This window comes from Collinsella sp. CM84Y_54, from assembly GCF_036317945.1.
Classification (GTDB): domain Bacteria; phylum Actinomycetota; class Coriobacteriia; order Coriobacteriales; family Coriobacteriaceae; genus Collinsella.
In genome coordinates, this window is record NZ_JAWQCX010000004.1 from 188,561 (window position 1) to 213,664 (window position 25,104).

At 61.2% G+C, this 25,104-nt stretch carries 20 protein-coding genes; 9 read left to right on the forward strand and 11 right to left on the reverse strand.

The genetic code is table 11. The features are described 5' to 3' along the window. Positions 1-113: 113 nt before the first annotated feature. The 3 genes from V2391_RS07825 to V2391_RS07835 all read left to right on the forward strand — a co-directional run bounded on the left by V2391_RS07825 (position 114) and on the right by V2391_RS07835 (position 3,041). Positions 114-1,562: a glycoside hydrolase family 1 protein gene (locus V2391_RS07825; protein WP_329738877.1), complete on the forward strand. Its 1,449-nt coding sequence runs from the start codon at positions 114-116 to the stop codon at positions 1,560-1,562. A gap of 151 nt (positions 1,563-1,713) precedes the next feature. Then, positions 1,714-2,250 (forward strand): PTS sugar transporter subunit IIA, encoded by a 537-nt coding sequence (locus V2391_RS07830; RefSeq protein WP_022093778.1) that lies wholly within the window; start codon positions 1,714-1,716, stop codon positions 2,248-2,250. Positions 2,251-2,483: 233 nt separating this feature from the next. Further along, positions 2,484-3,041, forward strand: coding sequence for a hypothetical protein (locus V2391_RS07835; protein WP_329738878.1), 558 nt, complete (start codon positions 2,484-2,486; stop codon positions 3,039-3,041). A gap of 338 nt (positions 3,042-3,379) precedes the next feature. Here V2391_RS07835 and V2391_RS07840 read toward each other — a convergent pair whose 3' ends face one another. From V2391_RS07840 to trxA, 8 genes are all read right to left on the reverse strand, one after another. Further along, positions 3,380-4,048 (reverse strand): HAD family hydrolase, encoded by a 669-nt coding sequence (locus tag V2391_RS07840; protein WP_329738879.1) that lies wholly within the window; start codon positions 4,046-4,048, stop codon positions 3,380-3,382. Positions 4,049-4,172: 124 nt separating this feature from the next. Further along, the gene (gene hypE, locus V2391_RS07845; protein WP_329738880.1) at positions 4,173-5,207 is read right to left on the reverse strand and encodes a hydrogenase expression/formation protein HypE; all 1,035 of its coding nucleotides are present in this window, start codon (positions 5,205-5,207) and stop codon (positions 4,173-4,175) included. 48 nt (positions 5,208-5,255) lie between these two features. Next, positions 5,256-6,368 carry a hydrogenase formation protein HypD gene (hypD, locus tag V2391_RS07850; RefSeq protein WP_329738881.1) on the reverse strand — a complete coding sequence of 371 codons (1,113 nt, stop codon included), beginning with the start codon at positions 6,366-6,368 and terminating at the stop codon, positions 5,256-5,258. Continuing rightward, a complete protein-coding gene (locus tag V2391_RS07855) occupies positions 6,368-6,628 on the reverse strand; it encodes a HypC/HybG/HupF family hydrogenase formation chaperone (protein WP_195920097.1) in 261 nt (86 codons plus the stop codon). The genes hypD and V2391_RS07855 overlap by 1 nt, the downstream gene beginning before the upstream one ends. 134 nt (positions 6,629-6,762) lie before the next feature. Beyond that, positions 6,763-9,234 carry a carbamoyltransferase HypF gene (gene hypF, locus V2391_RS07860; RefSeq protein WP_329738882.1) on the reverse strand — a complete coding sequence of 824 codons (2,472 nt, stop codon included), beginning with the start codon at positions 9,232-9,234 and terminating at the stop codon, positions 6,763-6,765. Between the two features lie 29 nt (positions 9,235-9,263). Further along, complete coding sequence (nikR, locus tag V2391_RS07865) at positions 9,264-9,770, reverse strand: nickel-responsive transcriptional regulator NikR (RefSeq protein ID WP_329738883.1); 507 nt, start codon at positions 9,768-9,770, stop codon at positions 9,264-9,266. Between the two features lies 1 nt (position 9,771). Continuing rightward, the gene (locus V2391_RS07870) at positions 9,772-10,020 is read right to left on the reverse strand and encodes a hypothetical protein (RefSeq protein ID WP_006235225.1); all 249 of its coding nucleotides are present in this window, start codon (positions 10,018-10,020) and stop codon (positions 9,772-9,774) included. Positions 10,021-10,240: 220 nt separating this feature from the next. Then, positions 10,241-10,561, reverse strand: coding sequence for a thioredoxin (trxA, locus tag V2391_RS07875; RefSeq protein WP_271758242.1), 321 nt, complete (start codon positions 10,559-10,561; stop codon positions 10,241-10,243). Positions 10,562-10,697: 136 nt separating this feature from the next. Between trxA and V2391_RS07880 the strand changes: the two genes are divergently transcribed. Then, complete coding sequence (locus tag V2391_RS07880) at positions 10,698-11,273, forward strand: hypothetical protein (protein WP_230308394.1); 576 nt, start codon at positions 10,698-10,700, stop codon at positions 11,271-11,273. A 60-nt stretch (positions 11,274-11,333) separates the two neighbouring features. Here the strand turns inward: V2391_RS07880 and V2391_RS07885 are convergent, their stop codons facing one another. Then, on the reverse strand, positions 11,334-12,611 hold the full coding sequence (locus tag V2391_RS07885; RefSeq protein ID WP_329738884.1) for a sensor histidine kinase: 1,278 nt from the start codon (positions 12,609-12,611) through the stop codon (positions 11,334-11,336). Next, the gene (locus V2391_RS07890) at positions 12,611-13,330 is read right to left on the reverse strand and encodes a LytR/AlgR family response regulator transcription factor (RefSeq protein ID WP_329738885.1); all 720 of its coding nucleotides are present in this window, start codon (positions 13,328-13,330) and stop codon (positions 12,611-12,613) included. Before V2391_RS07890 ends, V2391_RS07885 begins: the two co-directional genes overlap by 1 nt. A gap of 242 nt (positions 13,331-13,572) precedes the next feature. Here V2391_RS07890 and V2391_RS07895 point away from each other — a divergent pair, with 242 nt between their 5' ends. The 5 genes from V2391_RS07895 (at position 13,573) to V2391_RS07915 (ending at position 24,576) form a co-directional block, all read left to right on the forward strand. Next, positions 13,573-20,223 (forward strand): MBG domain-containing protein, encoded by a 6,651-nt coding sequence (locus tag V2391_RS07895; RefSeq protein ID WP_329738886.1) that lies wholly within the window; start codon positions 13,573-13,575, stop codon positions 20,221-20,223. 485 nt (positions 20,224-20,708) lie between these two features. Next, the gene (gene nadA, locus V2391_RS07900) at positions 20,709-21,734 is read left to right on the forward strand and encodes a quinolinate synthase NadA (RefSeq protein ID WP_329738887.1); all 1,026 of its coding nucleotides are present in this window, start codon (positions 20,709-20,711) and stop codon (positions 21,732-21,734) included. A 56-nt stretch (positions 21,735-21,790) separates the two neighbouring features. Further along, the gene (locus tag V2391_RS07905) at positions 21,791-23,167 is read left to right on the forward strand and encodes an L-aspartate oxidase (RefSeq protein WP_329738888.1); all 1,377 of its coding nucleotides are present in this window, start codon (positions 21,791-21,793) and stop codon (positions 23,165-23,167) included. Between the two features lie 3 nt (positions 23,168-23,170). Beyond that, positions 23,171-24,031 (forward strand): carboxylating nicotinate-nucleotide diphosphorylase, encoded by an 861-nt coding sequence (gene nadC, locus V2391_RS07910; protein WP_329738889.1) that lies wholly within the window; start codon positions 23,171-23,173, stop codon positions 24,029-24,031. Then, the gene (locus V2391_RS07915; protein WP_329738890.1) at positions 24,031-24,576 is read left to right on the forward strand and encodes a transcription repressor NadR; all 546 of its coding nucleotides are present in this window, start codon (positions 24,031-24,033) and stop codon (positions 24,574-24,576) included. Before nadC ends, V2391_RS07915 begins: the two co-directional genes overlap by 1 nt. Before the next feature lie 201 nt (positions 24,577-24,777). Here the strand turns inward: V2391_RS07915 and V2391_RS07920 are convergent, their stop codons facing one another. After that, a complete protein-coding gene (locus V2391_RS07920; RefSeq protein ID WP_158564522.1) occupies positions 24,778-25,029 on the reverse strand; it encodes an indolepyruvate ferredoxin oxidoreductase subunit alpha in 252 nt (83 codons plus the stop codon). Positions 25,030-25,104 lie beyond the last annotated feature (75 nt).

A 25,104-nucleotide genomic window follows, 5' to 3' on the forward strand; every position in this document is an offset into this window, starting at 1 on the left:
CGGCGGCGGTCCGTGGGCGCGAAAAGAAGTGTCGGGTTTGGCGCGCCCGCTTCTGCCCGTCCCGCGCGTGGGCGATACTCGGATTATCGACCCGCGATGCAAAGGAGATGCTCATGGCAAACATCAAGTTCCCCAAGGGTTTCTATTGGGGTGGCGCCACCGCCGCCAACCAGTTTGAGGGCGCTTGGAACGTGGACGGCCGCGGTCCTTCCGTCGACGACCATTTCTTGGGCGGCAGCTACAAGGAGCCGCGTCAGATTACGATCGACATCGACCCCAACCGCTTCTACCCCAATCATGACGGTATCGATTTCTACCATCACTACGAGGAGGACATCGCGCTGTTCGCCGAGATGGGCTTCAATATGTTCCGCATGTCCATCTCCTGGAGCCGTATCTTCCCCAACGGCGACGACGCTGAGCCCAATGAGGCCGGTCTCGCCTTCTACGACCGCGTCTTCGACTGCCTGCGCGCCCACAATATCGAGCCGCTCGTGACCCTCTCGCACTACGAGATGCCCTATCACCTGGTCGAGAAATACAACGGCTGGGCGAGCCGCGAGCTCATCAGCTTCTTTGAGAAGTACTGCCAGACCGTCTTCGACCGCTATCAGGACAAGGTCAAGTTCTGGCTCACCTTCAACGAGATCAACTGCGGTACTCAAGACATGGGGAACCTCTTTGAGACCAGCATGATTCAGGGCTTTGAGGGTCCGGCGTCGGCGGTCCACACCACGCCGCAGGCTCGTATGCAGGCGCTGCATCACCAGTTTGTCGCCAGCGGCCGCGTCGTGCGCTATGCCCACGAGCATTACCCGCAGTTTAAGATGGGCAACATGGACTGCTTCATCCTCTCCTATGCCGCCACGTGCGATCCGGCCGACGTGCTCGCCACGCAGCAGGAGATGAACACCATGAACTGGTATTGCTCCGACGTGCAGGTGCGCGGCAAGTACCCGTTCTATGCCAAGCGCTTCTGGGCCGAGAACGATGTTGAGCTCGTGATGGAGGACGGCGACCTGCAGGATATCGCCGACGGCAAGGTTGATTTCTACACCTTTAGCTACTACATGTCCGGCACCGTGGGCACCCACAAGGACCACGAGATGACCGAGGGCAACATGACCTTTGGCGGCAAGAATCCCTATCTGGAGTCCACCGACTGGGGCTGGCAGATCGATCCGCTGGGCCTGCGCATCGCCCTCAACGAGATTTACGCCCGCTACGAGATTCCGCTGATGGTGGTCGAGAACGGCATGGGTGCCTACGACGAGGTCGAGGAGGACGGCTCCATCCACGACCCGTACCGCATCGCCTATCTGCAGAGCCACATCAAGGCTATGGGCGAGGCCATCGCCGACGGCGTTGACCTGATCGCCTACACCTGGTGGGGTCCCATCGACCTGGTTTCCGCCGGCACTGGCGAGATGCGCAAGCGCTACGGCTTCATCCACGTCGATAAGTACGACGACGGCACCGGTACCTACGAGCGCCGCCGCAAGGACAGCTTCTTCGCATACCAGAAGATCATCAAGTCCAACGGTACCGAGGGCTTGGATTAATCGACAATATGAGTGCCACTGGGGAAAAGGTTTTGGGAAGGGCTTGGAAGGGCTTGCGATTCGAGCCCTCACCTTAGCAATTTGATCATTTGGCACTATAATCACCATAGGCATGCGCAAAACGTTGCGCTTAATCAAGAGGAGAAAACGTATGGGTCTGTTTGATATGTTCAAGAAGAAGGCTGAGCCCGCGGCAGCTGCTGCTCCGGCCTCCATCTCTGCTTCTGCCGGTGCCGACGTGCTGTGCTCGCCCGTCAAGGGCAAGGTCATCAAGATGGCCGACGTGCCCGATCCCGTCTTTGGCGGCGAGGTTCTGGGCAAGGGCTGCGCCGTGTGGCCCGAGGACGACCTGGTCTACGCTCCCTGCGACGGCAAGGTGACCGTCACCATGGGTCACGCCGTGGGTCTGCAGTCCGATAGCGGCATCGAGGTTCTGGTGCACGTTGGCGTCGATACCGTCAACATGAACGGCGACGGCTTCGAGGGCTTCGTCAAGGCCGACGACGTCGTGAAGGCTGGCCAGCCCATACTCAAGATCGACCGCGCCAAGATCGCTGCTGCCGGTTACAAGGACTGCGTCGTCGTGGCCGTGTCCAACACCGCCGAGTTTGCCGATGTCGAGCTCGCCGTCGAGGCCGAGTCTGCCGTCGCCGCCGGTGACGCCATCGTTAAGGTCGTCCGCAAGTAGTCTGCGGCATCCAAAAGATGCACAAGGGTGGTCGGGTTATCCGGCCACCCTTTTTTAATAGGCCGAGCAGGCGCATTTTATTGCAGGGGGCTTGCTATATGGGCCATTCGTTCGTCAAATTGAGCCGCCTGCGCTTTTGCGACGTAGGGGTTTGGACGGAGCCGCTAATATGGACTTACTGTCACGACGTGCGCTGCGCGGGAAACGCAACGCCGCTTGTTTGGAGGAATGTCATGAAAAAGAAGCTGCTGCTTGCGCCCCTGATGGCTGCTCTGGTCGCGTGCGTGGTTTTGCTTTCCGGCTGCGGAGGGCCTTCGGTGGAGGAACTCATCACCAATGACCTTACGAGTCAGTTTGACGAGATCAAGAACGGCGGCGATGACTTCCTCTCCGGCCTGGAAGAGGCTTCGGGCGACGAGTTTGAGCAGCTGGGCATCGATCCCAAGGAGTATGCCAAGAGCTATCTCGAGGGCTTTGACTACAAGATCGGCGATGTGACGGTCGACGAGGACAAGGGCACCGCGACCGCCGAGGTCACCATAACCTGCAAGTCCATGAACAAGATTGTCGAAGATTTTGCTACTCAGTATCAGGAGAAGGTCGCAGCGTTCGACGAGCTGCCGTCCGAGGACGACCTGTACAAGATGGCCGGCCAGGTCATGGTCGACGTGACCAAGGCCGCTAAGACCAAGGACACCAAGGTCACCTTTAAGTATTCCGCCAACGAGGATAACGAGTGGTCTGCCGACGATTCCGCAACCACCGAGATGATGAATGCGATGATGAGCTAGTTCGTTGCGGCGTTTTACCAAACGCCGCAACTGCTCGACGCTGCAAGCCCGCCAGAGCGGCAATCTGCCTTTCAACTTCGGCGGCATGACCAGAAGGTCAATGCCGCCTTGTTTCAAGGCACCTTGCTCGCTCTGGCGGGCTTTCGCTGTCGTTGCCAAAACAACGGCGTTCTCTTGGCTGGCTTAAAGTGGCACTTGTACCTGTGGCGTTGCCATCGCTGTCGAAGGCGGCACTTGGGGACGTTCCTTTTCTGCCGGCAGTCGGGGACATTTCTTTGTTGCGGGGGCAGCTAAAAGAGTCCCGTCCCACATTAGCTACCCGTGGAAGGGATGAGCGGTTACTCGCCCAGCATCAGCGCCGCGAGCTCTGCTTGGGTGTCCACCACGTAGTCGGCGCCGGCGGCTTCCAGCTCTGCGCGGCCGCGGAAGCCCCAGCTGACGCCCGCGCTCTTAAGGCCGGCGTTGTGACCGGTTAGGATATCGACATTGGAATCGCCCACATAGATCGTGGTTGCCGGATCGGCGCCCAGCTCCTCCATCACATGCAGCGTGACGGGTGCTTCGGGCTTAGGCGGAAACGCATCGACACGGCCCTGTACCAGCGCAAAGCACTCAGAACCAAAATACTTCTCGATAAGCGGAACTGCCGAGACGTGATCCTTGTTGGTGAGCACGGCAAGCTGCACACCCGCGGCGCGCAGGCGGTCGAGCGTCTCGATCGTGCCGGCATAGGGGGCAGTGTGGTCCTCCTTGTGCTCGCCGTAGTAAGCCCTAAACTCGGCAAGCGTCTGCTCAAACATACGGCTGTCTCCCGCGTACTCGGCGGGCATAAAGCGTTCAACCAGCTTGAGCATGCCGTTTCCCACCTTGTAGCGGTACTCGTCTACGGCAAACGTGGGCCAGCCGTGCGTCTCGCAGGTATGGTTGCCGGCGGCCGCCAGGTCCTCGAGCGTGTTGAGGATGGTGCCGTCCAGATCAAAGATCACATGGGAAAAAGCTGCTGCCATGAAAGCTCCCGTCATTGGCTTTAAAAACGCACCTCATAATACTGGGCTTCCGCGTTGGGCGAGCTTGGAATCTGAACATCTCCAGGGATATCAAGCCGCATCGCGCCGACCGTGCGGTTCCGCCCTAGCAAATTCTCGGCAGCTGCTCTCCCACGAGCATGTCGAGGATACGAGTCGAGCCCCAGCCGGTGCGCACGCGCACGGCGGGACGGGCGCCTGACTCAAGCGGCAGCACGCGACCGATGATGGCGGCATTCTCGCCGTAGCGGGCGGCGCGCATGGCGCTCAGCGCGGCATCGGCTTGCTCGGCCGGCACGACGGCGACCATCTTGCCCTCGTTTGCCACCTGCAGCACATCGTAGCCGAGCATTTCGCAGGCGGCCTGCACGTCGGGACGCACGGGCACGGCATCCTCGTCGACCTCCATGGCAACACCGCTGGCCTGGGCAAACTCGTTGAGTGTGGACGCCAGACCACCACGCGTGGGGTCGCGAAAGCAACGCGTGCCGGGCGCTGCGGCCAAAACGTCGGCAATCAGGTGGTTGAGCGGCGCGGCGTCGCTTTCGATCGTGCTCGAAAACGCCAGGCCCTCGCGTTGGCTCATGATGGCGATGCCGTGGTCGCCTAGCGTACCCGATACCAGAATGACATCACCGGGTTGGCAGTTGGCGCCGCCGAGCGCCACGCCCGTGGGAACCTCGCCCACGCCGGCGGTATTGATATAGACGCCGTCGGCCCCGCCGCGCTCGACCACCTTGGTGTCGCCCGTGATTATGGACACGCCCGCCTCGCGCGCCGTTTCGGCCATCGTCTGCACAATCTGGCGGAGCTTATCCATGGGATAGCCCTCTTCGAGGATAAAGCCGCACGATAGGTAGCGCACGTTGGCGCCCGAGGTCGCGACATCGTTGACGGTTCCGCACACGGCGAGGCGGCCGATATTGCCACCGGGGAAGAACTGCGGCGAGACCACAAAGCTGTCGGTCGACATGGCGATGCGCCCGCTCGCGGGCAGCGCGGCCACGCCGGCATCGTTGCCTTCGAGCAGCTCGGGCGACCCAAAGGCATCCAAAAAGACCTCATCGATGATGCGTTTCATCATCTGACCGCCAGAGCCGTGGCCCAACAGGACGGTGCTATCGGTGATGCTATGGGACATATCCAAAACTCCAATCGTGGGTGGTGCCGGTGTGCGGGTGCGTCCGGACTAGTCGCGGTAGCGGTAGTACGCCGCGCAGCTGCCCTCGGAGCTCACCATGCACGGGCCGACGGGGTGTTCGGGCGTGCAGGTGCGGCCAAAGAGCGGACAGCTGCTCGGCGTAATGGCCCCGCGCAGCACGTCGCCGCAGCGGCACCCACGCGGCTCGACCGTCTCCTCGACGGGCACGTCAAAGCGGGTACGGGCATCAAAGCGTGAGAACTCGGGGCGGATGGAAAGGCCCGAGTTGGCAATCGGCCCCAGTCCGCGCCACGTGGTGTCGCACGGCTTAAACACCTGCTCGACCAGCTGGCGCGCCACGGGGTTGCCGTCTGCGTTGACGCCACGGCGGTAGGCGTTGCCAATCGCGGGCCCGCCCTCGACAACCATCTGGACCAGCATGCAGATGCCTTGCAGGATATCGACCGGTTCAAATCCCGTGACCACGCCCGGGGTATCGAATTCGTTGACCAAAAAGCCAAAGGGTGCCAAGCCCGTGATGGTGGCGACGTGGCCCGGCAGGATAAAGCCGTCGATGGCGGTCTCGGGGTCGTTGGCGATGGCGCGCAACGCCGGCGGCGTGGTCTTGTGGGCGCAATAGACCGAGAAGTTCAAAAGCCCGCGCGCCTCGGCCTCCAGGATGGCGGCGGCGATGGTGGGCGTCGTGGTCTCAAAGCCCACGCCCATAAAAATGACCGGACGATTGGGGTTTTGCTCGGCAATGTCGAGCGCGTCGAGCGGGGAATAGACGATGCGGATGTCGCGCCCTGCCGCCTTTTGCGCAGCGAGCGAGGTGGACGATCCGGGCACGCGCATCATGTCGCCAAAGGTGGTGATGATGGCGCCGTCTATGTTGGCGAGCGCGATTGCGTGGTCGATGTCGCGGTTGGCGGTAACGCAGACGGGGCAGCCCGGTCCGCTCAGCAGCTTGAGCCCGGCCGGCATAATGGAGCGAAAGCCATAGCGGCCGATGCTTACGGTGTGCGTGCCGCAGACTTCCATAAGGTTGATGGTGCGGTCGCCGACAAGCTCGCAAATGCGATCGATGAGCTCGCGGGCCAGCTTGGAATCGCGAAATGCCGAAAAGTCGATACCGGAGCGAGCCGGCTGTCCGGCCGCCACTAGTATGCCTCGGCCGGGTTGCTGGCCAGTTGGTCTTCTTCGGCCAGCTCGGTCATGGTGTTGACCAGGTCGAGCGTCTCCTGCGCCTCCTGCTCGTCGACAATCTGGATGCCAAAGCCGGCGTGCACGAGAATATAGTCGCCAACCTGAGCCGTCGGCACGAGTCGTAGCGACACGGGGCGCTCGATGCCCATCATGTCGACGGTGGCCTTGAGGTCGTCGTCGCGTTTGACTACTTTACCGGGAACGGCAAGGCACATATTGTTCCCCTTTTAGACGCTTTGCGCTGGATGGGCGCTTAATAATCCATCAGTTGATGGTAGCGCTCGCGGGGTTCGCGGGCAAACGCGTTACGCCTGTGAGACGGCTGGGCACGGCGGCGTGCGAGAGCGAGCTACTGCGATGCAATCTGCGCAAGACGAGCGCTTGCGACCGCCGCCTGACCGTAGGCGATGCAGCCGTCGTTGACGGGCACGGTATGGGGGACGAGGACGGTAAGGCCTGCGCTTTTGAGCTCGCGGGTGAGGAGCTGAAGCAGGAGTCGGTTCATGAACACGCCGCCCGATAGGGCGACGGTGTCGATGCCCTCGCGCACGCAGATATCGCTGGAGATGTGTGCCGAGGAGCGCGCGACGGCGACATGGAAGTCGAGCGCGAGCCTGTCGGCGGGCGCTCCGGCTTCAATTCCCTCCAAAAGTGCCTCAAAGAGTGCTTTCTGGTCCAGAACATAGGAGCCGTCCAACCACGATGGGTCAGATGCGGAATAGCCGGCGTTGTCGTCGGGAAAACGGGCGATTTCGCTGTCCAGTGCACGCCAGGCGGCGGCTTCGAGCTCGATGGCGGGTTCGCCCTCGTAGGTTGCCTGGCCGCAAATGCCCAAAATCGCGGCTGCGGCATCAAACAGGCGACCCATGCTGCTGGTGCGCGGGCTGTTGATGCCGCGCTCGATCATCGTTGCCGTTATGCTGCGCGTCTGCTCGTCAAGGCTGTCCAAGAGTCCCGCGGCGCCCGGGTGTTCGAGCAGGTCGAGCTCGCTGAGCAGGGCAAAGGCATTGCGGCGGGCATCGTGTACGGATGCGGCGCCACCGGGAAGCGTCCAAGTGCGCAGATGCGCGACGCGTTCAAAATCGGCGAGATGGGAGATAAGAAACTCGCCGCCCCATATGGTGCCATCGGTGCCGGCGCCCGTGCCGTCGAAGGCGATGCCGAGGACGCGTGCATCGGGCGCAAGCCGGCCTGCGACAATCGCCTCTGTCATTACGCTCGCGATGTGCGCATGATGGTGCTGGACTTCGATAAGCGGCAGATTATGCTCCCGTGCCTGCTCGCGTGCCCATTGGCTCGACAGATAGCTGGGATGCATGTCACATGCCAAGGCGGCGGGCGCCAGGTCAAAGAGGTTTTCCAGACGCGAGCGCGCGGCGCTCCAGGCATCGAAAGTCGCGCCGTTTTCGACATCGCCGATATGCTGCGACACAAAACAGGTCGTATGACCGTCGGCGTCCTCGCGCGTGAGTGCGATCGTGGCTTTTTGCTGCGGCCCACAGGCGAGTACGCAGGGCGTGGTGCCGTCGAGCGCCGGCAACGACAGCGGTTGCGGCGCATATCCGCGTGCGCGACGCACGGGCATGACGTCGCCGTCGACCAAGCGTACCACGGAGTCGTCGTAGCGCGACAGAATCGCGCGGTCGTTACCGAGCAGCGCATCGGCGATGCCGGCGGCAACAAGGTGCTCCCATGCAAGGGCATCGTCGGTCTCGATGGGCTCTTCGCTCAGGTTTCCGCTGGTCATGACGATTGCGTGCATACCGTTCGCTGCAGCCGCGGCGAGCAGCAAATGTTGAAGTGGGGTGTAGGGGAGCATGACGCCGAGCTCGGGCAAGTCGTGCGCGACGGATGGCGCGAGTTCGAGGGCGTTGGGGGAGCCGTGGGTGTCGCTGCCGGCTGCGCGGCGACGCAACAGCACAATGGGACGAACACTGCCGGCCAGCAGGTCGCGCTCAACGCCATCAATGTGACACAGGCGCTCGGCGTCGGCAAGGCTGCGCACCATAACGGCAAGCGGCTTATTGCTGCGACGCTTGCGACGGCGCAACTCGCACACCGCCTGTTCGTTGGTGGCATCGCAGGCCAGATGGAATCCTCCCAGACCCTTGATGGCGACGATCCCGCCGCCTGCCAGCAGCTCGACGCAGCGTTCGATGATGGCATCGCTGGCCTCGCGCGTTGTGCCGACGGCTGGTGTTGCGCCGACCGCCGCTGGCACATCGCCGCGATCCACCTCGCGCCACGTAATATGCGGTCCGCAATCAAAGCAGGCATCGGGCTGCGCGTGAAAGCGCCGATCGATCGGGTCGGCATACTCTGCGGCGCAGGTGGGGCACATGGGAAAGCGATCCATCGAGGTGGCCGCTCGGTCATAGGGCAGCGAGCGGATGATGGTAAAGCGCGGTCCGCAATTGGTGCAGTTGATAAAGGGATAGTGAAAACGTCGGTCGGCGGGGTCGAACAGCTCGCGCAGGCAGTCGTCGCACGTGGCGATATCGGGGGAGATGAGCGTCGTGTGGGCAGTTTGATCCTGCGACGCCACAATGCGAAAGCCCTGCTCGTTAGCGGCGTCCCAGTCGCCGGGTGCTAGGTCCACAACCTCGACATGCTCCACGCGAGACGCCGCAGGCGCATGTTCGGAAAGCGCGTCGACAAATTCGTCGAGCGACTCGCTTAGAGCGTGCGCCTCGATATGCACGCCATCGCCCGCGTTGAGCACCCAGCCGCAAATGCCGTGCGCCATGGCCTCGCGATACACAAACGGTCGCATGCCGACACCCTGCACAATGCCCGTTACATGGATATGCGCATGTCGCATGCGACCCTCCTTCGTTGAAATGTGTGCTGTTACAGCCCCAGGCTCTGCTCGGTGGCGGCGCAGGTGAGCTCGCCGTGTTTAACCCCGCGCAGGCCCAGCAGACGGTCAGCCAGCTCGTAGACACGTTCGCCGCGACCCTTAAGCGCCAGAATCTCCAAGCAGTTGTGGTGATCCAGGTGCACATGCATGGTCGATACGATCTCGTCGGTGTAGTCGTGTTGCACCTCGTCCAAGCGGCGCGTCAGGTCGCCGGTGTGATGGTCGTAAATCATGGTGAGTGATCCGATGACCTGCTCGTCGGGCGTTCGCATCTGCTCCTTGGCAATCGATGCGCGAATCAGGTCGCGTACAGCCTCGGAGCGGTTGGCCACGTCGCCGCGGCGCGCGATCTGCTCGTCAAAGCGGCGCAACAGGTCGTCGGGCGCGGTGACCGAAAAACGGACCAGCTCGGAGGCGGAGCCGCTGCAACGGCAGTCTGCGTCGCCGGTCGGCCCGTGCGAATGCTCGTGCCCGCAGGTGTGCTCGTGCTCGGTCACGCTACACCAGCTTTACGGAGCCAACGGAGTTATGGTCGGCCTCGATGGCCTCCTCGTAGCCCTCGAGTGCGTCGTGCGCCTCGTGGAGCGCCGCCATGGCGGCCTCGAGCTTGGCGCCAATGCGCTCCATATCAAAGTTCTCGGTCGCATGCAGCAGCTGATGGCTCCACTCGTGGGCGAGCTCGATCGTGTCGTCGACCTGCTTGACGCTCATGGCAAGCTGGCTCATGTTCATTCCGACGTCATGCATGGGAAATCTCCTTTTGTACGGGTCTATTCAGTGGTTCAGATTCTACTACGCCTGCTTTGCGCGTCGCCGCATAAGAAAACGGGTGCGAGTCCGTCTGACCCGCACCCGTTCACTGGGGGCTGTTTGTGATTACCATACTATCCGTGGTCGCGGGCGCAGCGCCCGGCTCTCCGGTGAGCGGCGCAAAACCGCTCATGGACGGCAGCACATGACCGGCGTATTACAGGTGCTTCTCAAGCAGCGCCTGCAGCCTGGCCTTGGGCAGCGCGCCAACGGAGCGGTCGATTTCCTCGCCGTTCTTAAAGACAACCAGCGTGGGGATGCTCATAACGCCAAACTTCATGGCCAGGTCCTGATTGTCGTCGACGTTGCATTTGGCGACGGCAAGTTTGCCGGCCAGCTCGTCGGCCACTTCGTCAACGATGGGCGAGAGCGAACGACAGGGACCGCACCACGGTGCCCAAAAATCAACCAGCACGGGAAGGCTGCTGTTAACGACGGAATCGAAGTTCTCGGGGGTAATCTGCTTAATGTCAGCCATGGTGACCTCCATAGTGCGACGCGGCTCGGCCGCGTAAAACTCAGTACGACCGTGCTTATACCCAACGGCCCGTAAAGCAAGCACTCGCGGGCGGCTCTTTTATATAATGGTGGGCACGCAAACGATTGGAGAGCGCATGCCCACGTCACAAAGCCAGAAAAAAGAAGCTATCGCCCAGGCGACCGAGCAGGAGCTCGCATCGCTCGCGGGTCGCGGCGTGCGTATCGCGGGCAACGCGTGCTCGCCGATTGTACTGGTAAAAGGTGATTTAGACGATGCCGAGCGTGCGGGCGGTGAGCTGGCTGCCGGTCCGGACGGTGCTGCGCTGCGCAAGGCGCTCGGTGCCATCGGCTACGCGCCCGAGGATTTTTGCGTGCTGGCAAGTGTTGCCGGCGCGGGCGACGGAGCGGTTGCGACAGGCGAGGGCCTGCCGTGCGAGCTGTTCCGCGAGGCGCTCGAGGCTTTGGACCCCGAGGCAGTCCTGCTGCTGGACGATCGCGCGGCCGATACCATGCGCGAGACCTATGCCGACATGCTCGTGGCAATCGACGACTTCGATACCGCCATGCTCAAGCCCGGCTTGGTCGCCCATGTTCAGGGTCGTCGCGTGCTCGCGCTCGACGGTTTTGAGGCGGCGCTCACTGACAAAGCCGCCAAACAGCGCATGTGGGCCTACATCAAACAGCTGACCCCGGCGGCCGCGCCGCTGTAGCGGACTGGCGCCGGCAAGGCGGTCCTGACGGGTCGAGCGCGGCGCCGGCTTGTCGCGCCCCTACATCACGGCGCGCAGCTCAAATCGGTCGCCGTGAATGCGAAACTGGCAGTTGCCGTCCATGCGCTCGACGGCAAGCTTAATGCTCTTGGTTCCAAAGCCGTGTCCGGTGTGCCCGGCTACGGGCATGCCGTCGACCATGCGCGGCGGGCGCCCAAACGTGTTGGAGACCAAAAGGAGCAGTTGCCCGTCCTCGCAACGCAGGTCCAGATCGACAAATCGCTTGCCCTGGGGAGCGGCGCTCGCGGCGACGATGGCGTTGTCCAGGGCATTCGAGAGCACGCTAAACAGATCGACGTCGGCTACATGGACGCTCTCGGGTACGGCGGCGCGCAAATCGGCGGTGATGCCGTTTCGGTTGATATCGGAGCTAAATGACGAAAGCACGATATTGACCGTGTCGTTGGCGCAGTAGCGGCGCACGGCGGTGCGGTCGTTCGTCTCACAGAGTTCGTCGATGTGTTCGAGCGCCTCGTCGATGTGGCCCTCCTCGATCAAAGCCGCAAGGCCGCGCAGGAAGTGCCGCATGTCATGGCGGAGGACCGAAAGCTCGCGTCCAGATTGGCGCCAAGCTTCGAGTTCCTTGATGGCTGCGCTGTCGCGGGTTGCGAGCATCCAGCGCTCGCGCTCGGCGATTTCCTTCGCCTCGTATTCGCGCAGATACACAGCAAGAAACATAAGGTAGAACGCGCAAAGCGCAAACGCCAAAAACTCAACCGTCACCACGGAGCCCGAGTGGAAGAGCGTGGTATAGACGTTGGTGGCGTAGTCAAAGATGTAATAGACGAGCGGCAGGATGAGCAGAATCTCGAGCTCGGTGGGGGTTTTGACCGCCAGGCGCGGACCGATGTCGCTTGCCCAATGCAGCAGGATCGCAAAGACGACGACCGTGGTGATAATGCGTGCCACGTAGTACGCGATTTGCGAGTCGGTGGCGGCGAGCGCGGCGATGCCCATCCAGTTGCTGAACTGGCAGCTCAGGTAGGCACTGGTAACGCCCAGCATAACGAGCAGCGGGCTCAGGCAATAGCGCGCGCACAGATAGATGACGAGCGGCAAATGCACGACGAGTGGATATGCCTGGCGGGCGAAAAGCTCGCCGCCGACGGCATTGGCGAGGCTGAATGCGCATCCGGTTACGGCGCCGACCATCACCAGCTCAAGCGCATGACGCCGGTTGATCTCGATACCGCAGAGCGCCGCCGAGGCAAAAACGCCAAAAAGCAGGGTCGTTGCGTGGTGGATTGCCCAAAGTAACATCTCGACCGCAGGGAGCATCAGCGCCTCCCGCCCTCGAACCGTGCCGCAAAGTAGGCATCCTGGAAACCCTGCTTGCAGCTGCGCGCCAGCGGGATGCAAGCGCCCGAGCGCATGACGATATCCGTGCGGTTGAAGTGGTCGATATTGCGCAGGTTGACCTGGTAGCTGCGGTGGCATTTGAAGAAGCTCGCGTTTTTGGCTAGCTGGTCCTCGATGTTGCGGAACGGCTCGAGCGCCTCGATATCGCGCCCGTCACGCAGGTGGAATACCACGTGCTTGTTGCGGGCCTCGGCGTATTCGATATCGGACAGGCGCAGGGCATGGTAGCCAAAGGACGTTTTGGTCACGAGCTCATCGGTCGCGGCGGGTCGCATGCTCGAAAGCTCGTCGAGCAGTTGCGCCAGGCGTTCGTACGCTACGGGCTTGAGCAGGTAGTCGAAGGCGCGGACCTCGTAGGACTCCAGCGCGAACTCGGGCGATGAGTTGAGGAACACCAGTCGCACGGCGGTGTCAGATTGGCGCAGCTCCCGCGCGGTGTCCATGCCGTTGACGAGCGGCATGATCATGTCGAGCAGAATGATGTCGGCACGCGATGCGGCATGGCGGGCCAGCAGGTCCTCGCCGCGCGTGACGAGCGCAACGTCGACTGCCGTGCTCGTCTCGGTCGACCAGCGGTCGATCATCCGGTGCAGTCTATCTAGAAAAGCGACGTCGTCGCAGGCGATAATCTTGAGCATTCGAGCCCCCTTAGTAGTTCGATTTTGCCACATTGGGTGCGCGCCGCCCGCGGAGGCGTGTCCCATTTGCGCCCCAAGGCGTGCAACTCGCGCCAAGCGGCAGGGCGTCAGTTTTGACGACCGCACAATACTCCATGGATACACATGTCAATCGATGCCGGCGGTCGGACGGGGAATCAGGCCGACCGCCGGCGCCAAGCGATAACGAACATCGCGAAAGCATAGGGGTAGGGGGAACTGTGATGAGGGAGAAGAAGATGGGGATGCGCGCTGTGTTGACGCGCATACTGGGTATCGCCACCGTGGCCTGCGCGCTCGTGGCAACGCCAGCGGTGGCAAGTGCCGAGACGCAGGTCATGCCCGACGGAGTGAATGCCGAGGTGCTGTCGCTTAAGCAGGACGGCACCAAGCCCGTTCAAATTACTGAGCCGGGTAGCTATGTGCTTAAGACCGCCAAGGGTGAGGTCACGCCTACTTCGGGCTATACCATCGACGCCCCGGATGCGACTCGGATTAATCCTGTAAGGATTTACATCGATGGCACGGTCTACGTGAACAGCTATACGAACTCGTCGGTAGGTCAAAATCGATGGCTGTTCAACATCAAGCAGGGCAGCAATATTGAGTTCATCGGTGTCAATAATCCAATCATTAGCTTTCATGATGAGCGCGGAGGGAGTCAGTCCGTAAGCGGGTTTTTGACCGACCGATATTACGACGGTGGCTACAAAAATGCTTCGGGTGACATCTCGGTTAGCCTGGGGATTGGCGATGATTCGCAAGACCTCACCCTCTGGTACAGCAGCAGTATGGAACAAAAAGTGCCTGCGATTTCGCTTGGCAACACCAAGGGCAATCTGTCTGCAAATTTCAGTAAGCTGATGATTAAGGACTATGCTGGCAAGTCTGGTGCGGTAGCGGGCAATGCTCAAGAGTATGCCGTTCCCGTACATCTCTTTCGCGAAGGCCGGAATACGACTGGCGGCAACATCAACCCCTTCACGGCGACTTTTACCGACTGCGAGTTCTACGATACGTCTGGAGACTTCAATGGTGCTGTTTCCGTCGATGGCAACAGCAGTTTCAAGATGCCGAAAGACGGAAGCGCTGTCGCAAAATTGACGGCGACGTTCAACAATTGCAGCTTCAGCGGTCACAATGGGGAGAACGCGGGCGTCAGGCAGACGAACAGGAGTTACAACTCGGTCGAAGCGTCTCGTTATTTTGCTAATTCCTCTATCCTTAATACCTATGCTGTCTCCGGCGTGATGGGTGTCACCAACGCTACGGTCAACCTCAACAGCTGCGAGATGAGCAACTTCCACAGCACGCGCTCGAGCTCGGCCGACAGCACCTTGACAGTCGATGCCCTCAATGTTGCACGAAGCGCTCGCTGCAACATAAACGGTGGCACGATTGAACGCTATGGTGCACGCGGCAATACGTGCGTGGTATACGCCGCCGGAACCCTTACCCTCAACGGATCGCCGGAAATCGCGAGCTACTGGAAGAACAGTCACGCCGGCGATACTAATTATGGCGACAAGTACACTGAAGCTGATAAAGCTACGGGAACCGCCAAGAGCCTGTATGTCCCGAAGAAAAAGAGTGTCGATGCCAACGTTCCGGCGCTGAACATCGCGTCTGACTTCTCCGTACGCGGAGGCTATGGAGACAATGTTTGGATCTCGATTGAGGAGACCGCGGACAGTAATGGCGTAAAGTCGCGTGTCCTTGGCACCTGCGAATCCAACAAGATCGAAGGCGTTGTGCCTGACGGCTCGTCCGAGAACGACGACAACTCCGACAAGTACGAGGTCGTGAACCTTAACGGCGACCTCACCTTCCGCGAGACCATTCATCAGCATAAGTGGAAGGTCGAAGCTGACGGTTTGGGCGTTCGTGCATCGTGCGTGGGCCCGTTCCGCAACGGCGAGTGTGAATATGGTATGGGCGAGGACGGCAAGCCCAAAAAGTACCTGACGGCCACGTACAAGCTCTCCATGTCCAAGGCAACGAGCTCTCAGAGCACTGAGCTTGTCTATGACGGCTGTCCGGTCAAGATTGCTTTGAATAAGGACGGCGCGTGGAATCTGGAGCAGATGGGCGTAACGGCCAGCGATGAATTCACGTGGTATCAGTGCAAGTCTCAGGCGGACGCCGAGGCATATAAAAACGGCACCAAGCTCAAGGGCGCCCCGACGGACGCCGGCTACTACTATGTCGTTACGAGCTTTAAGACTGCCTCTGGCCAGACGCTCGAGGGCAAGAAGTCTTTTGAGATTTCGCAGCGTCGCTTGGTCAAGAATCAATCCTACAAGTTCATCCTTAAAGACGGCGGTAAGGGTGCGGGCAAGTATGCCTATGACGGCAAGGAGCATCAGCCTGTCGTTGAAAGTGCACAGTTCAAGAACGGTGCCGGCGAGTGGGTCGATCTCGTTGAGGGCAAGGATTACGAGCTCAGCGCTCGAAGTGAATCCGGACTGAAGCAGACCGAGCCAGGGCAATACGAGTGCATTGTCATCGGTAAGGGCAACTTCACGACCGATGGCGGCACCACAAGTGTTCTGACGCTCAAATGGGAGATTGTTGACTTTGCGCGTTTTGACCTCGAGGTCACCGGCTTTGAGGGTGCCTATGACGGCGAAAAACACGGCATTACGGTCAACGTTAAGAACGACCCTGTTCCGGCAGATATGAAAATTGAGTACCGCGAAGACGGCGGTGATTGGACGACGGACAAGCCGACCTATCGCAATGCGGCCGAGTACACGACCTGTTGCCGTGTGACGGCTTCTGGCTACCTGACCGCCAAGGGCAGCGCGACCGTGAAGATTTCCAAGGCCGGTCAGGACGCACCGGCTGACCTCGTGGGCAATAATTGGACTACGTGCAACAGCAAGGACGGCTCCATCTCGGGCGTCACCAAGAAAATGGAATACCGCCACGAATTCAGCAAGAAATACCAGAAGATAACGTCTAGCGACAAGCTGACCGGTCTTGCGAAGTCGGGAACGTACTACGTCCGCTATGCCGAGGACAACAACCACAATGCGTCGGCCGATGCTGAGGTCAAGATCGAGCCGGGATCCCATGCTGTTGCCGACAATGCAGTTTGGAAGCCGAATGGCGAAGGTAGCCACGTTAAGCTCTGCAAGTACTGCAAGAAGGAACAGGAGCGCCAGCCCTGCAGGTGGAAATATGAGATCGTTACGCCCGCCACGCCTGAGGCCGATGGTGTTCGTCAAAAGGTCTGCAGGGTTTGCGGCGGCAAATGGGATGAAGAACGTTATACCTACGTGGACACTTACGCCCCCACCATTTATGACCTGTGGGTAGATAAGGCCTACTGTGAGAGCGTTTCGTTTGACGTGTTCGATGATCGCGACGAGACGGTGACGGTTACCGATAGCGGCAAGGAGCTCAAGGCTGGCAAGGACGGAAAGTACACGGTTAAGGCCGCTGAAGGCGATGCCGGTACTGAGCATGTAATCGTGGCTACGGACACTGCCGGCAATAAAGAGACCATCACAATTAAGATGTACGCCGAACATGCGTATGAATGGACAATCGACAAGCAGCCGACGGTTACCGAGACCGGCTCCAAGCACGGGAAGTGCTCCGTGTGCGGCCACGAGTCGGGCGCGGTAGAGATTCCGGCCCTGGCTGTTAAGGGTTACTCAGGCAAATATGACGGCAAGGACCACTCTGTCGATGCCTCGACCCTGCCCGAAGGTTCCGTCGTTGAATACAAGGCTGCTGACGGCGGCTGGACGAGCGTTGCGCCCAGCATCAAGGATGTCGGCAGTGTGACGGTCGACTATCGCGTCACGATTGATGGCGCGGCGGTTGAGGGCCAGGTGACACTCGAGGTCACTCCGCTCGCGATCACGGTTTCCGCTTTGGACGCCTCCAAGACGTACGGCGATTCTGATCCCGCGCTGGGTTGGGAGGTCACCAAGGGCAAGCTTGTCAAGGACGAGAGCCTCCAGGGCATCACCGTCTCTCGCGAGCTCGGCGAGGCCGTGCGCAAGGACGGCTACGCCGTGACGGTAGCGCAGTCCGAAGGCGCCAACCCCAACTACAAGATTACGTTCAAGGATGGCACCTTTACGATCGGCAAGCGCGAGCTCGCCGTAACGTGGGACACCACTACTGAGTTCACCTACGACGGCGAAGAGCACTGCCCCCAGGCGAAGCTCCACAACGTCGTCGGCGATGACAATATCTCCGCGTACGTCGAAGGCGCCAAGGTCAAAGCCGGCACCTACACGGCGAAAATTACCGAACTGACGGGCGACGACGCAGGTAACTACAAGCTTCCCGCCGAAGGCCTGACGTGTGAGTTCTCCATCAAGAAGGCACTCCAGGGTGCGCCGAAGGTCCAGGCCACGGCCGAGACTGTGAGCGGCAAGTCCGACGGTAAGATCACGGGCGTCGACGCTAAGATGGAGTGGCGAGCCAAGGGATCTGGCGAGTATCAGGGCGTGCCCGATGGCGTGACTGAGATTACGGACCGCGCCGTCGGCACGTATGAGGTGCGCTACCGCGCCGATAGTGACCACGATGCCTCCTCCGCCACCGAGGTTACCGTTAACGCTGGCGGCAAGTTTGTCGTGACGCTGCCTACCAAGCAGATCGGCTATACGATCACGGCGAACCCGGACGAGCTTGACTGGCACGGATCAACCACCCTCACTGTCAGTATCGAGAGCGGCTACTTTACTGACAACGACTCTTACGCCGTCAAGGTCAACAATGTCGTTGTGACGCCCGACGCGCGTGGCGAGTTCACTGTTCTGAACGCCGAGAGCGACCTCGTCGTCACGGTCGAGGGCGTGCGCAAGCACGAGGCCGTGAACGATAAGTGGCTCTCCGACGACAATACGCACTGGCACGAGTGCACCTGCGGTGAGAAGATCGACGAGAGTGCGCACACCTTTGAGTGGGTCATCGACAAGGCGCCCACGGCAACCGAGGCTGGCTCCAAGCATCAGCAGTGCACGGTCTGTGGGCATGCGTTGCCTGCAGTCGAGATTCCGGTTGCCGCCATCGTTGGCTACTCCGGCGAGTACGACGGTGCATATCACACGGTCGATGCGACGAGACTGCCCGAGGGCGCGACGGCCCAGTACAGCACCGATGGCAAGAACTGGTCTCCCGAGGCCCCCAAGATCAAGGACGTCGGCACACTGACTGTTTCCTATAAGGTGACGATCGACGGTACGACCGCCGAGGGCGAGGTTGCGCTCGAGGTCAAGCCGCGCGCGATTACGGTCACCGCCCAGGACGCTTCTAAGACTTACGGCGAGGCTGACCCCGTGTTTACGTGGGCGATCACATCCGGCGAGCTTGTTGAAAGCGAGTCTCTTGAGGGCCTCGAGATCGAGCGCGAAGATAACGACAACGTGCGTGATGGCGGCTATGCTCTGCACCTGACGCAGGCCAAGGGCGCCAACTCCAACTACAACATCACGTTCGTCGATGGCGTGTTTACCATCAACCAGCGCCTGCTTACCGTGACGTGGGGTACCAGCGAGTTTGTCTACGACGGCAAGGAGCACTGCCCCGAGGCAACGCTCGGCAACGTCATCGGCAAGGATGACCTTGGCGCGACCGTCGTGGGCTCCCAGGTCGAGGCTGGCGATTCGTATCAGGCGACCCTCACAGCGCTGACGGGCAAGGCCGCTGGCAACTATGTGCTGCCGACCGAGGGCCTGACGCGTGGGTTCTCCATCAAGAACGCCGCTCAGGACGCTCCGGTGATTCAGGCTACGGCCGAGACCGTGAGCGGCAAGCGTGACGGCAAGATCACGGGCGTCGACGCGACGATGGAGTGGCGCGCCAAGGATGCCGCCGAGTACCAGGCTGTGGGTAAGGACGTGACCGAGCTCAAGGATCTCGCCGCCGGCGTGTACGAGGTGCGCTACCAGGCCAAGGCCAACCATGATGCCTCGCCTGTCACCGAGGTCACCGTGGCCGCCGGTCGCAAGTTGGTCGTGGCACTGCCGGCCACCCAGGAGGGCTACTCGCTCACCGCGACGGCAACCGAGCTCGACTGGCACGGCGCCGCAACGCTCACCATGAGCATCGACAGCGCGTACTTTGCGGGCAAGGACTACGCCGTAAAGGTTGACGGTAAGGCCGTTGAGCTCTCCGACACCGGCACCTTTGAGCTTAAGGGCGTCGAGCACGACGTGAACGTGACGGTCGAGGGCGTGCTCAAGCACGAGCCCGACGGCACGGGTTGGGCGCACGATGTCACGAATCACTGGCATGTCTGCCGCTGCGGCGACATCATCGACAAGGCCGGGCACACCTTTGAGTGGGTCGTCGACAAGCCGGCGACCGTTGAGGCCAAGGGCGAGAAGCATCAAGAGTGCACCGTCTGCGACGAGAAGGGCAAGACCGAGGAGATCGCGATTCTGAAGCCCGTGATCACCGACGGCAAGGGTCAGACGATGGTGGTCGACGCCGCGAAGGACCTGAGCTTCCGTTCGAACGCGCCGCTCGAGTTCTTCCAGAAGGTGCTGGTTGACGATAAGGAGGTCGCGGCCGAGAACTACGTGCTCACCGAGGGCTCTACGATCGTGACGCTCAAGGCGAGCTTCCTGAAGACGCTCGGCGTGGGCGAGCACAAGCTGAGCGTGGTTTCGGCCACGGGCACTGCCGAGACGACCTTCACCGTTGCCGAGGCAGCCAAGCCCGCTCCTGGCCAGACTACCACGACTACTACGACCACGACTACGACTACGACGTCTAAGTCCAAGAAGAAGGCTAGCAAGAAGACGTTGCCTCAGTCCGGCGACAGCGCGTACGCCATGGCCGGTGCCGTACTCGCTGCCGGTGTGGCAGCCCTGCTGCTGGCGTGGGCCATGAAGCGCCGCGCGTAGTCGCGCACCAGTCCCCAGCGGGCCCGGATCGAGCGATTCGGGCCCGCTTTTGGGGTCTGCCGGAAACCCGGTGGTCAAAAAAGGCCAAATATGAGTACTGTTACCAGTTTGGTGGCAGCCAAATGGCCTCAAAAATTGGTGCCAGCGGCCAAAAGTACATCGATTTTCGTCCTTCAGAGTCGCGATCGGGCTCCAAACAAGGCGATTTTGCTGCTCTGGACTGGAAAATCGCTGCTACTAATTTGGTGACAGTACTCATATTTGGCCTTTTTTGACCACTGCCCCTTGGTCCAAGGCAAAACGGGCCGATCAAACCGTGCGGCAGGTCCATTTTCGACTATCCTCAGCTTGCCAGTTCGAAAATGGACCTGCCGCATGATTGAATCTTTATTTCAACTTTACACCTAGGTTTACAGCTGTCTTGTCAGCTGTAAACCTAGGTGTCATACTAAAGCCCCAAGATTCGCCAAAAGAGAGGGGCCTTGATGGCACAGAGCGCGAACATGGATGCGTCGGAGCTTGCGCGCGATATCGCGGCCGGCCTGGCATCGGCAACGACGGCAACGGAGCGCGCGGCATTGGTGCCCGCAGAGCTCGTCGAGGCCATTCAGCAACTAAAAACCCAACGTGACGCGGTGATCTTGGCGCACTATTATGTGGCGCCCGAGGTCCAAGCCGTTGCCGATTTCGTCGGCGACAGCTTCTACCTGGCAAAGCTCGCCAAAAGCCTGCCGCAGCAGACCATCGTGCTGTGCGGCGTGGAGTTTATGGGCGAGAGCGCCAAGCTGCTCAATCCCACCAAGACCGTGCTGTTGCCCGAGCCGGGCGCGGACTGCCCCATGGCTCACATGGTCAAGCGCGAGACAGTCGATGCAGCGCGCGCCGAGTACGGCGACGACCTTGCCGTGGTCTGCTACGTCAACTCGACGGTCGAGATCAAGAGTTGGAGCGACGTGTGTGTCACCAGCTCCAACGCCGTCAAGATCGTGTCCGAGCTGCCGCAGCAACACGTCCTGTTCATCCCCGATCAAAACCTGGGCCGCTTCGTAGCCGAGCAGGTGCCGCAAAAGCACGTCATGCTTAACAAGGGCTACTGCCCGCGCCACCACATCATCACCGTCGAGCAGATTGTCGATGCGCAGGAGGCGCATCCCAACGCGCTCGTACTGGCGCACCCCGAGTGCAAGGCCGACGTGCTGGCCGAGGCCGACTACATCGGCTCCACCGCCGGCATCATCAAGTATGCCGAGGAGTCGGACGCCAACGAGTTCATCATCGTGACGGTCCGCGGCGTGCTCTACGAGCTCGAGCGCCGCTGCGAGGGCACCGGCAAAAAGTTCTACTTCCCTGCGGTGCAGCCCACCTGCGTCAACATGGATCTCATCACGCTCGAAAAGCTCGTGCGATGCCTGGAGACGGGCGAGGGCGAGGTGCAGATTGGCGTGTCGGACGAGGCAGCCGATCAGGCCAAGCTCACGCTCGACCGCATGCTCGAGTACGCGGCGCGCTAAGCCAATGTGGCATGAAGGACAGCCCCTTACGCCACATTACAAGGGAGAGGATTCCTGTGGAAACCAAGCAATACCCCGACATGGAGTGCGACGTCGTCATTGCCGGCTGCGGCGTGGCGGGCCTATACGCGGCCCTCAATCTGCCGACGAGCACGCGCGTGATCATGCTCTCCAAGGGCACTGTCGACGAGTGCGATTCGATGCTCGCGCAGGGCGGCATCTGCGTGCTGCCCGAAGGCTCAGACTACGATGCCTTCTTTGAGGACACCATGCACGCCGGTCACTACGAGAACCGCCGCGAGAGCGTCGACATCATGATCCGCTCGAGCCGTTCGGTCATCAACGACCTGCTAGCGATGGGCGTGGATTTCGAGCGCAAGGCCGACGGCAGCCTCGACTTTACCCGCGAGGGCGCGCACAGCCGCCCGCGCATTGCCTTCCATGCCGATATTACGGGTAAGGAGATCACGACCAAGCTGCTCCAGGCCGTTCGCAAGCTGGATAACGTGCAGATTCTTGAGCACGTGGCCATGACCGACATCCTGACGGGCGAGCGCGATGGGGCCACGGTGTGCACCGGCGTCGTCGCCGTTCCCGTGGACGAGGACAACTCGGTCCGCCCCGCCGACGAGCTGGCACATGCCGCCGAGGGCGTGCATACCGGCGAGCCGTTTAAGATCCATGCCCGCCATACGCTGTGGGCGACGGGCGGTATCGGCGGCGTGTACGACCATTCGACTAACTACCCGCAGCTCACGGGCGATGCCTGCTACATCGCTCAGGAGCATGGCATTAAGATGGAGCACCTGGACTACGTACAGATTCACCCCACGGGGCTGTTCTCGCCGCGGCCGGGCCGCACCTTCCTGATCAGCGAGAGCTGCCGCGGCGAGGGCGCGATTCTGCTCAACGCCGCTGGCGAGCGCTTTACCGACGAGCTGCAGCCGCGTGACGTGGTCGCCGCCGCCATTCGCGAGCAGATGAAGCAGGACGGTACCGAGCACGAGTGGCTGAGCTTTGCCCCCGTCGAGCGCGACGTGGTGACCGGGCACTTCGCCAACATTCGCGCACGCTGCCTGGAGGACGGACGCGACATCTTGGACGAGCCCATCCCCGTTACGCCCACGCAGCACTACTTTATGGGCGGCGTGTGGGTCGACAAGGACGGCCGCACCTCGATGCCCGAGCTGTACGCCGCGGGCGAGACGGCTTGCAACGGCGTTCACGGCAAGAATCGCCTCGCATCGAACAGCCTGCTCGAGTCCCTAGTCTGGGGTCGCCGCGCCGCTTGGCGTATGCGCACCGGCGAGTCGCTGGCCGTGGAGCAGGCGGGCGATCCCGCGCTCGATGGCCGTCATCGCGCCCTGAGCGCCGATACCCTGGCAATCGATGATTTGGCCCGTGCCGCCGGCACGCAGGCCGTGGAGGAGTAGACCATGAATCCCATTACCATGAAGCTCGTCGTCGATGATCTGATTCTGCAGGCTCTGCGCGAGGACATTACCTTTGAGGACGTGAGCACGGCGAGCGTGTGCCCCACGGCGCGCCCCGCCACGGTGGAGCTTATCGCCAAGGCCGATGGCATCATCGCGGGCCTGGATGTGTTCGCTCGCACCTTTGAGCTGCTGGATTCGCAGAGCTCGGTGCTGTTTGATGTTGCCGACGGTGACGAGGTTCACGCCGGCGACCACGTGGGACAGGTGCGTGGCGATGCGCGCGTGCTGCTTTCGGGCGAGCGCGTGGCGCTCAACTACCTGCAGCGCATGAGCGGTATCGCTACCTATACGCACCAGATGGCCGCGGCGCTCGAGGGCACCAAGACCGTGCTTGTCGACACGCGCAAGACCACGCCGGGCATGCGCGTCTTCGAGAAGGCCGCGGTCGAGATCGGCGGCGGCAGCAACCACCGTTACAACTTGTCGACGGCCGTCATGCTCAAGGACAACCACATCGATGCCGCCGGGGGCGTGACGCGTGCGATCGAGATGGCGCGCGCCCATGCATCGTTTACCGCGACGGTCGAGATCGAGTGCGAGAACCTGGACATGGTACGCGAGGCCGTGGAGGCCGGCGCCGATATCATCATGTTCGACAACATGACCCACGACGATATGGCTGCCGCGATTGAGCTTATCGCCGGTCGCGCCAAGACCGAGTGCTCGGGCAACGTGGACGCCAGCAATATCCGCGCGCTCGCTGACCTGGGCGTTGACTTTATTAGCTCGGGGGCATTGACCCACTCTGCGCCGATTCTCGACCTCTCGCTCAAGCACCTGCGTCTGCTGGACGGTAAATAATGGATGCCCGCGAGCGTCGCCGTGCCATCATGGGCGTGCTCGAGGAAGCCAAGGAGCCCGTTTCGGGCAGCGCACTTGCCCGCGAGGTGGGTGTGAGCCGCCAGATTGTCGTGCAAGACATCGCTCTGCTGCGCGCCGACGGGCACGATATCGTGGCGACCAATCGCGGCTACGTGCTGCAGGAGGCCCCCAGCAGCCCGGCTGTTCCCACGCGCTTGGTCAAGGTTCGCCACGGCGTGGAGCAGGCGGGCGATGAGCTCACGAGCATCGTCGACGCGGGCGGCGCCGTGCTCAACGTGATCGTAAACCACCGCGTGTACGGCAAGATCACGGCCGACCTGGACATCCGCAATCGTCGCGATGTTGAGCGCTACCTGCACGATATCGAGAGCGGCAAGAGCTTCCCACTACTAACGGTGACGAGCGGCTATCACTTCCATCGCATCGCGGCAGACGACGAGCAAACCCTCGACGAGATCGAGGCCATGCTCAAGGAGAAAGGCTACTTGGCGGACCTGATGCCCTACGAGGACGACTTGTCCTAGTCGACGCCGCATCTATAAGTTGCGGTGAAATAGTTCCTAAAATCGGCATCCAAGCCATAAAACAGGAACTATTCCACCGCAACTGCCAAGGGTTCCGCTCCAAATTAGCTGCCCGCACATGCAAAAGGAGGCCTCCGCGGCGATGCGGAGGCCTCCTTTTTTGTGCACGGTGTACTTTTGAGTGTGCAAGTGGGGGAGTTATTACTCCTCGACGATCTCGGTGATCGCGCCAGCGGGGCAAGCGTCCTGGCAAGCGCCACAGGCGACGCAGGAATCCTCGTCAGCGACGGTGGCGACGTCCTGGAGCTCCAGAACGCCAGCGGGGCAGGAGTCGACGCAAACGCCACAAGCGATGCACTCGTCGGCATCAATTACGGGATGAGCCATGGTAGTTTCCTCTCTGTTGACCGACGCTACAGGCGATGCGCGTCGGTTTGATTCGGGCAAAAACATACCACGGGAGCGACCGTTTGCAATACCCTCTGACCGGCATCTTCATACCGTTCGCCGAGTATGCCACGGCTTACT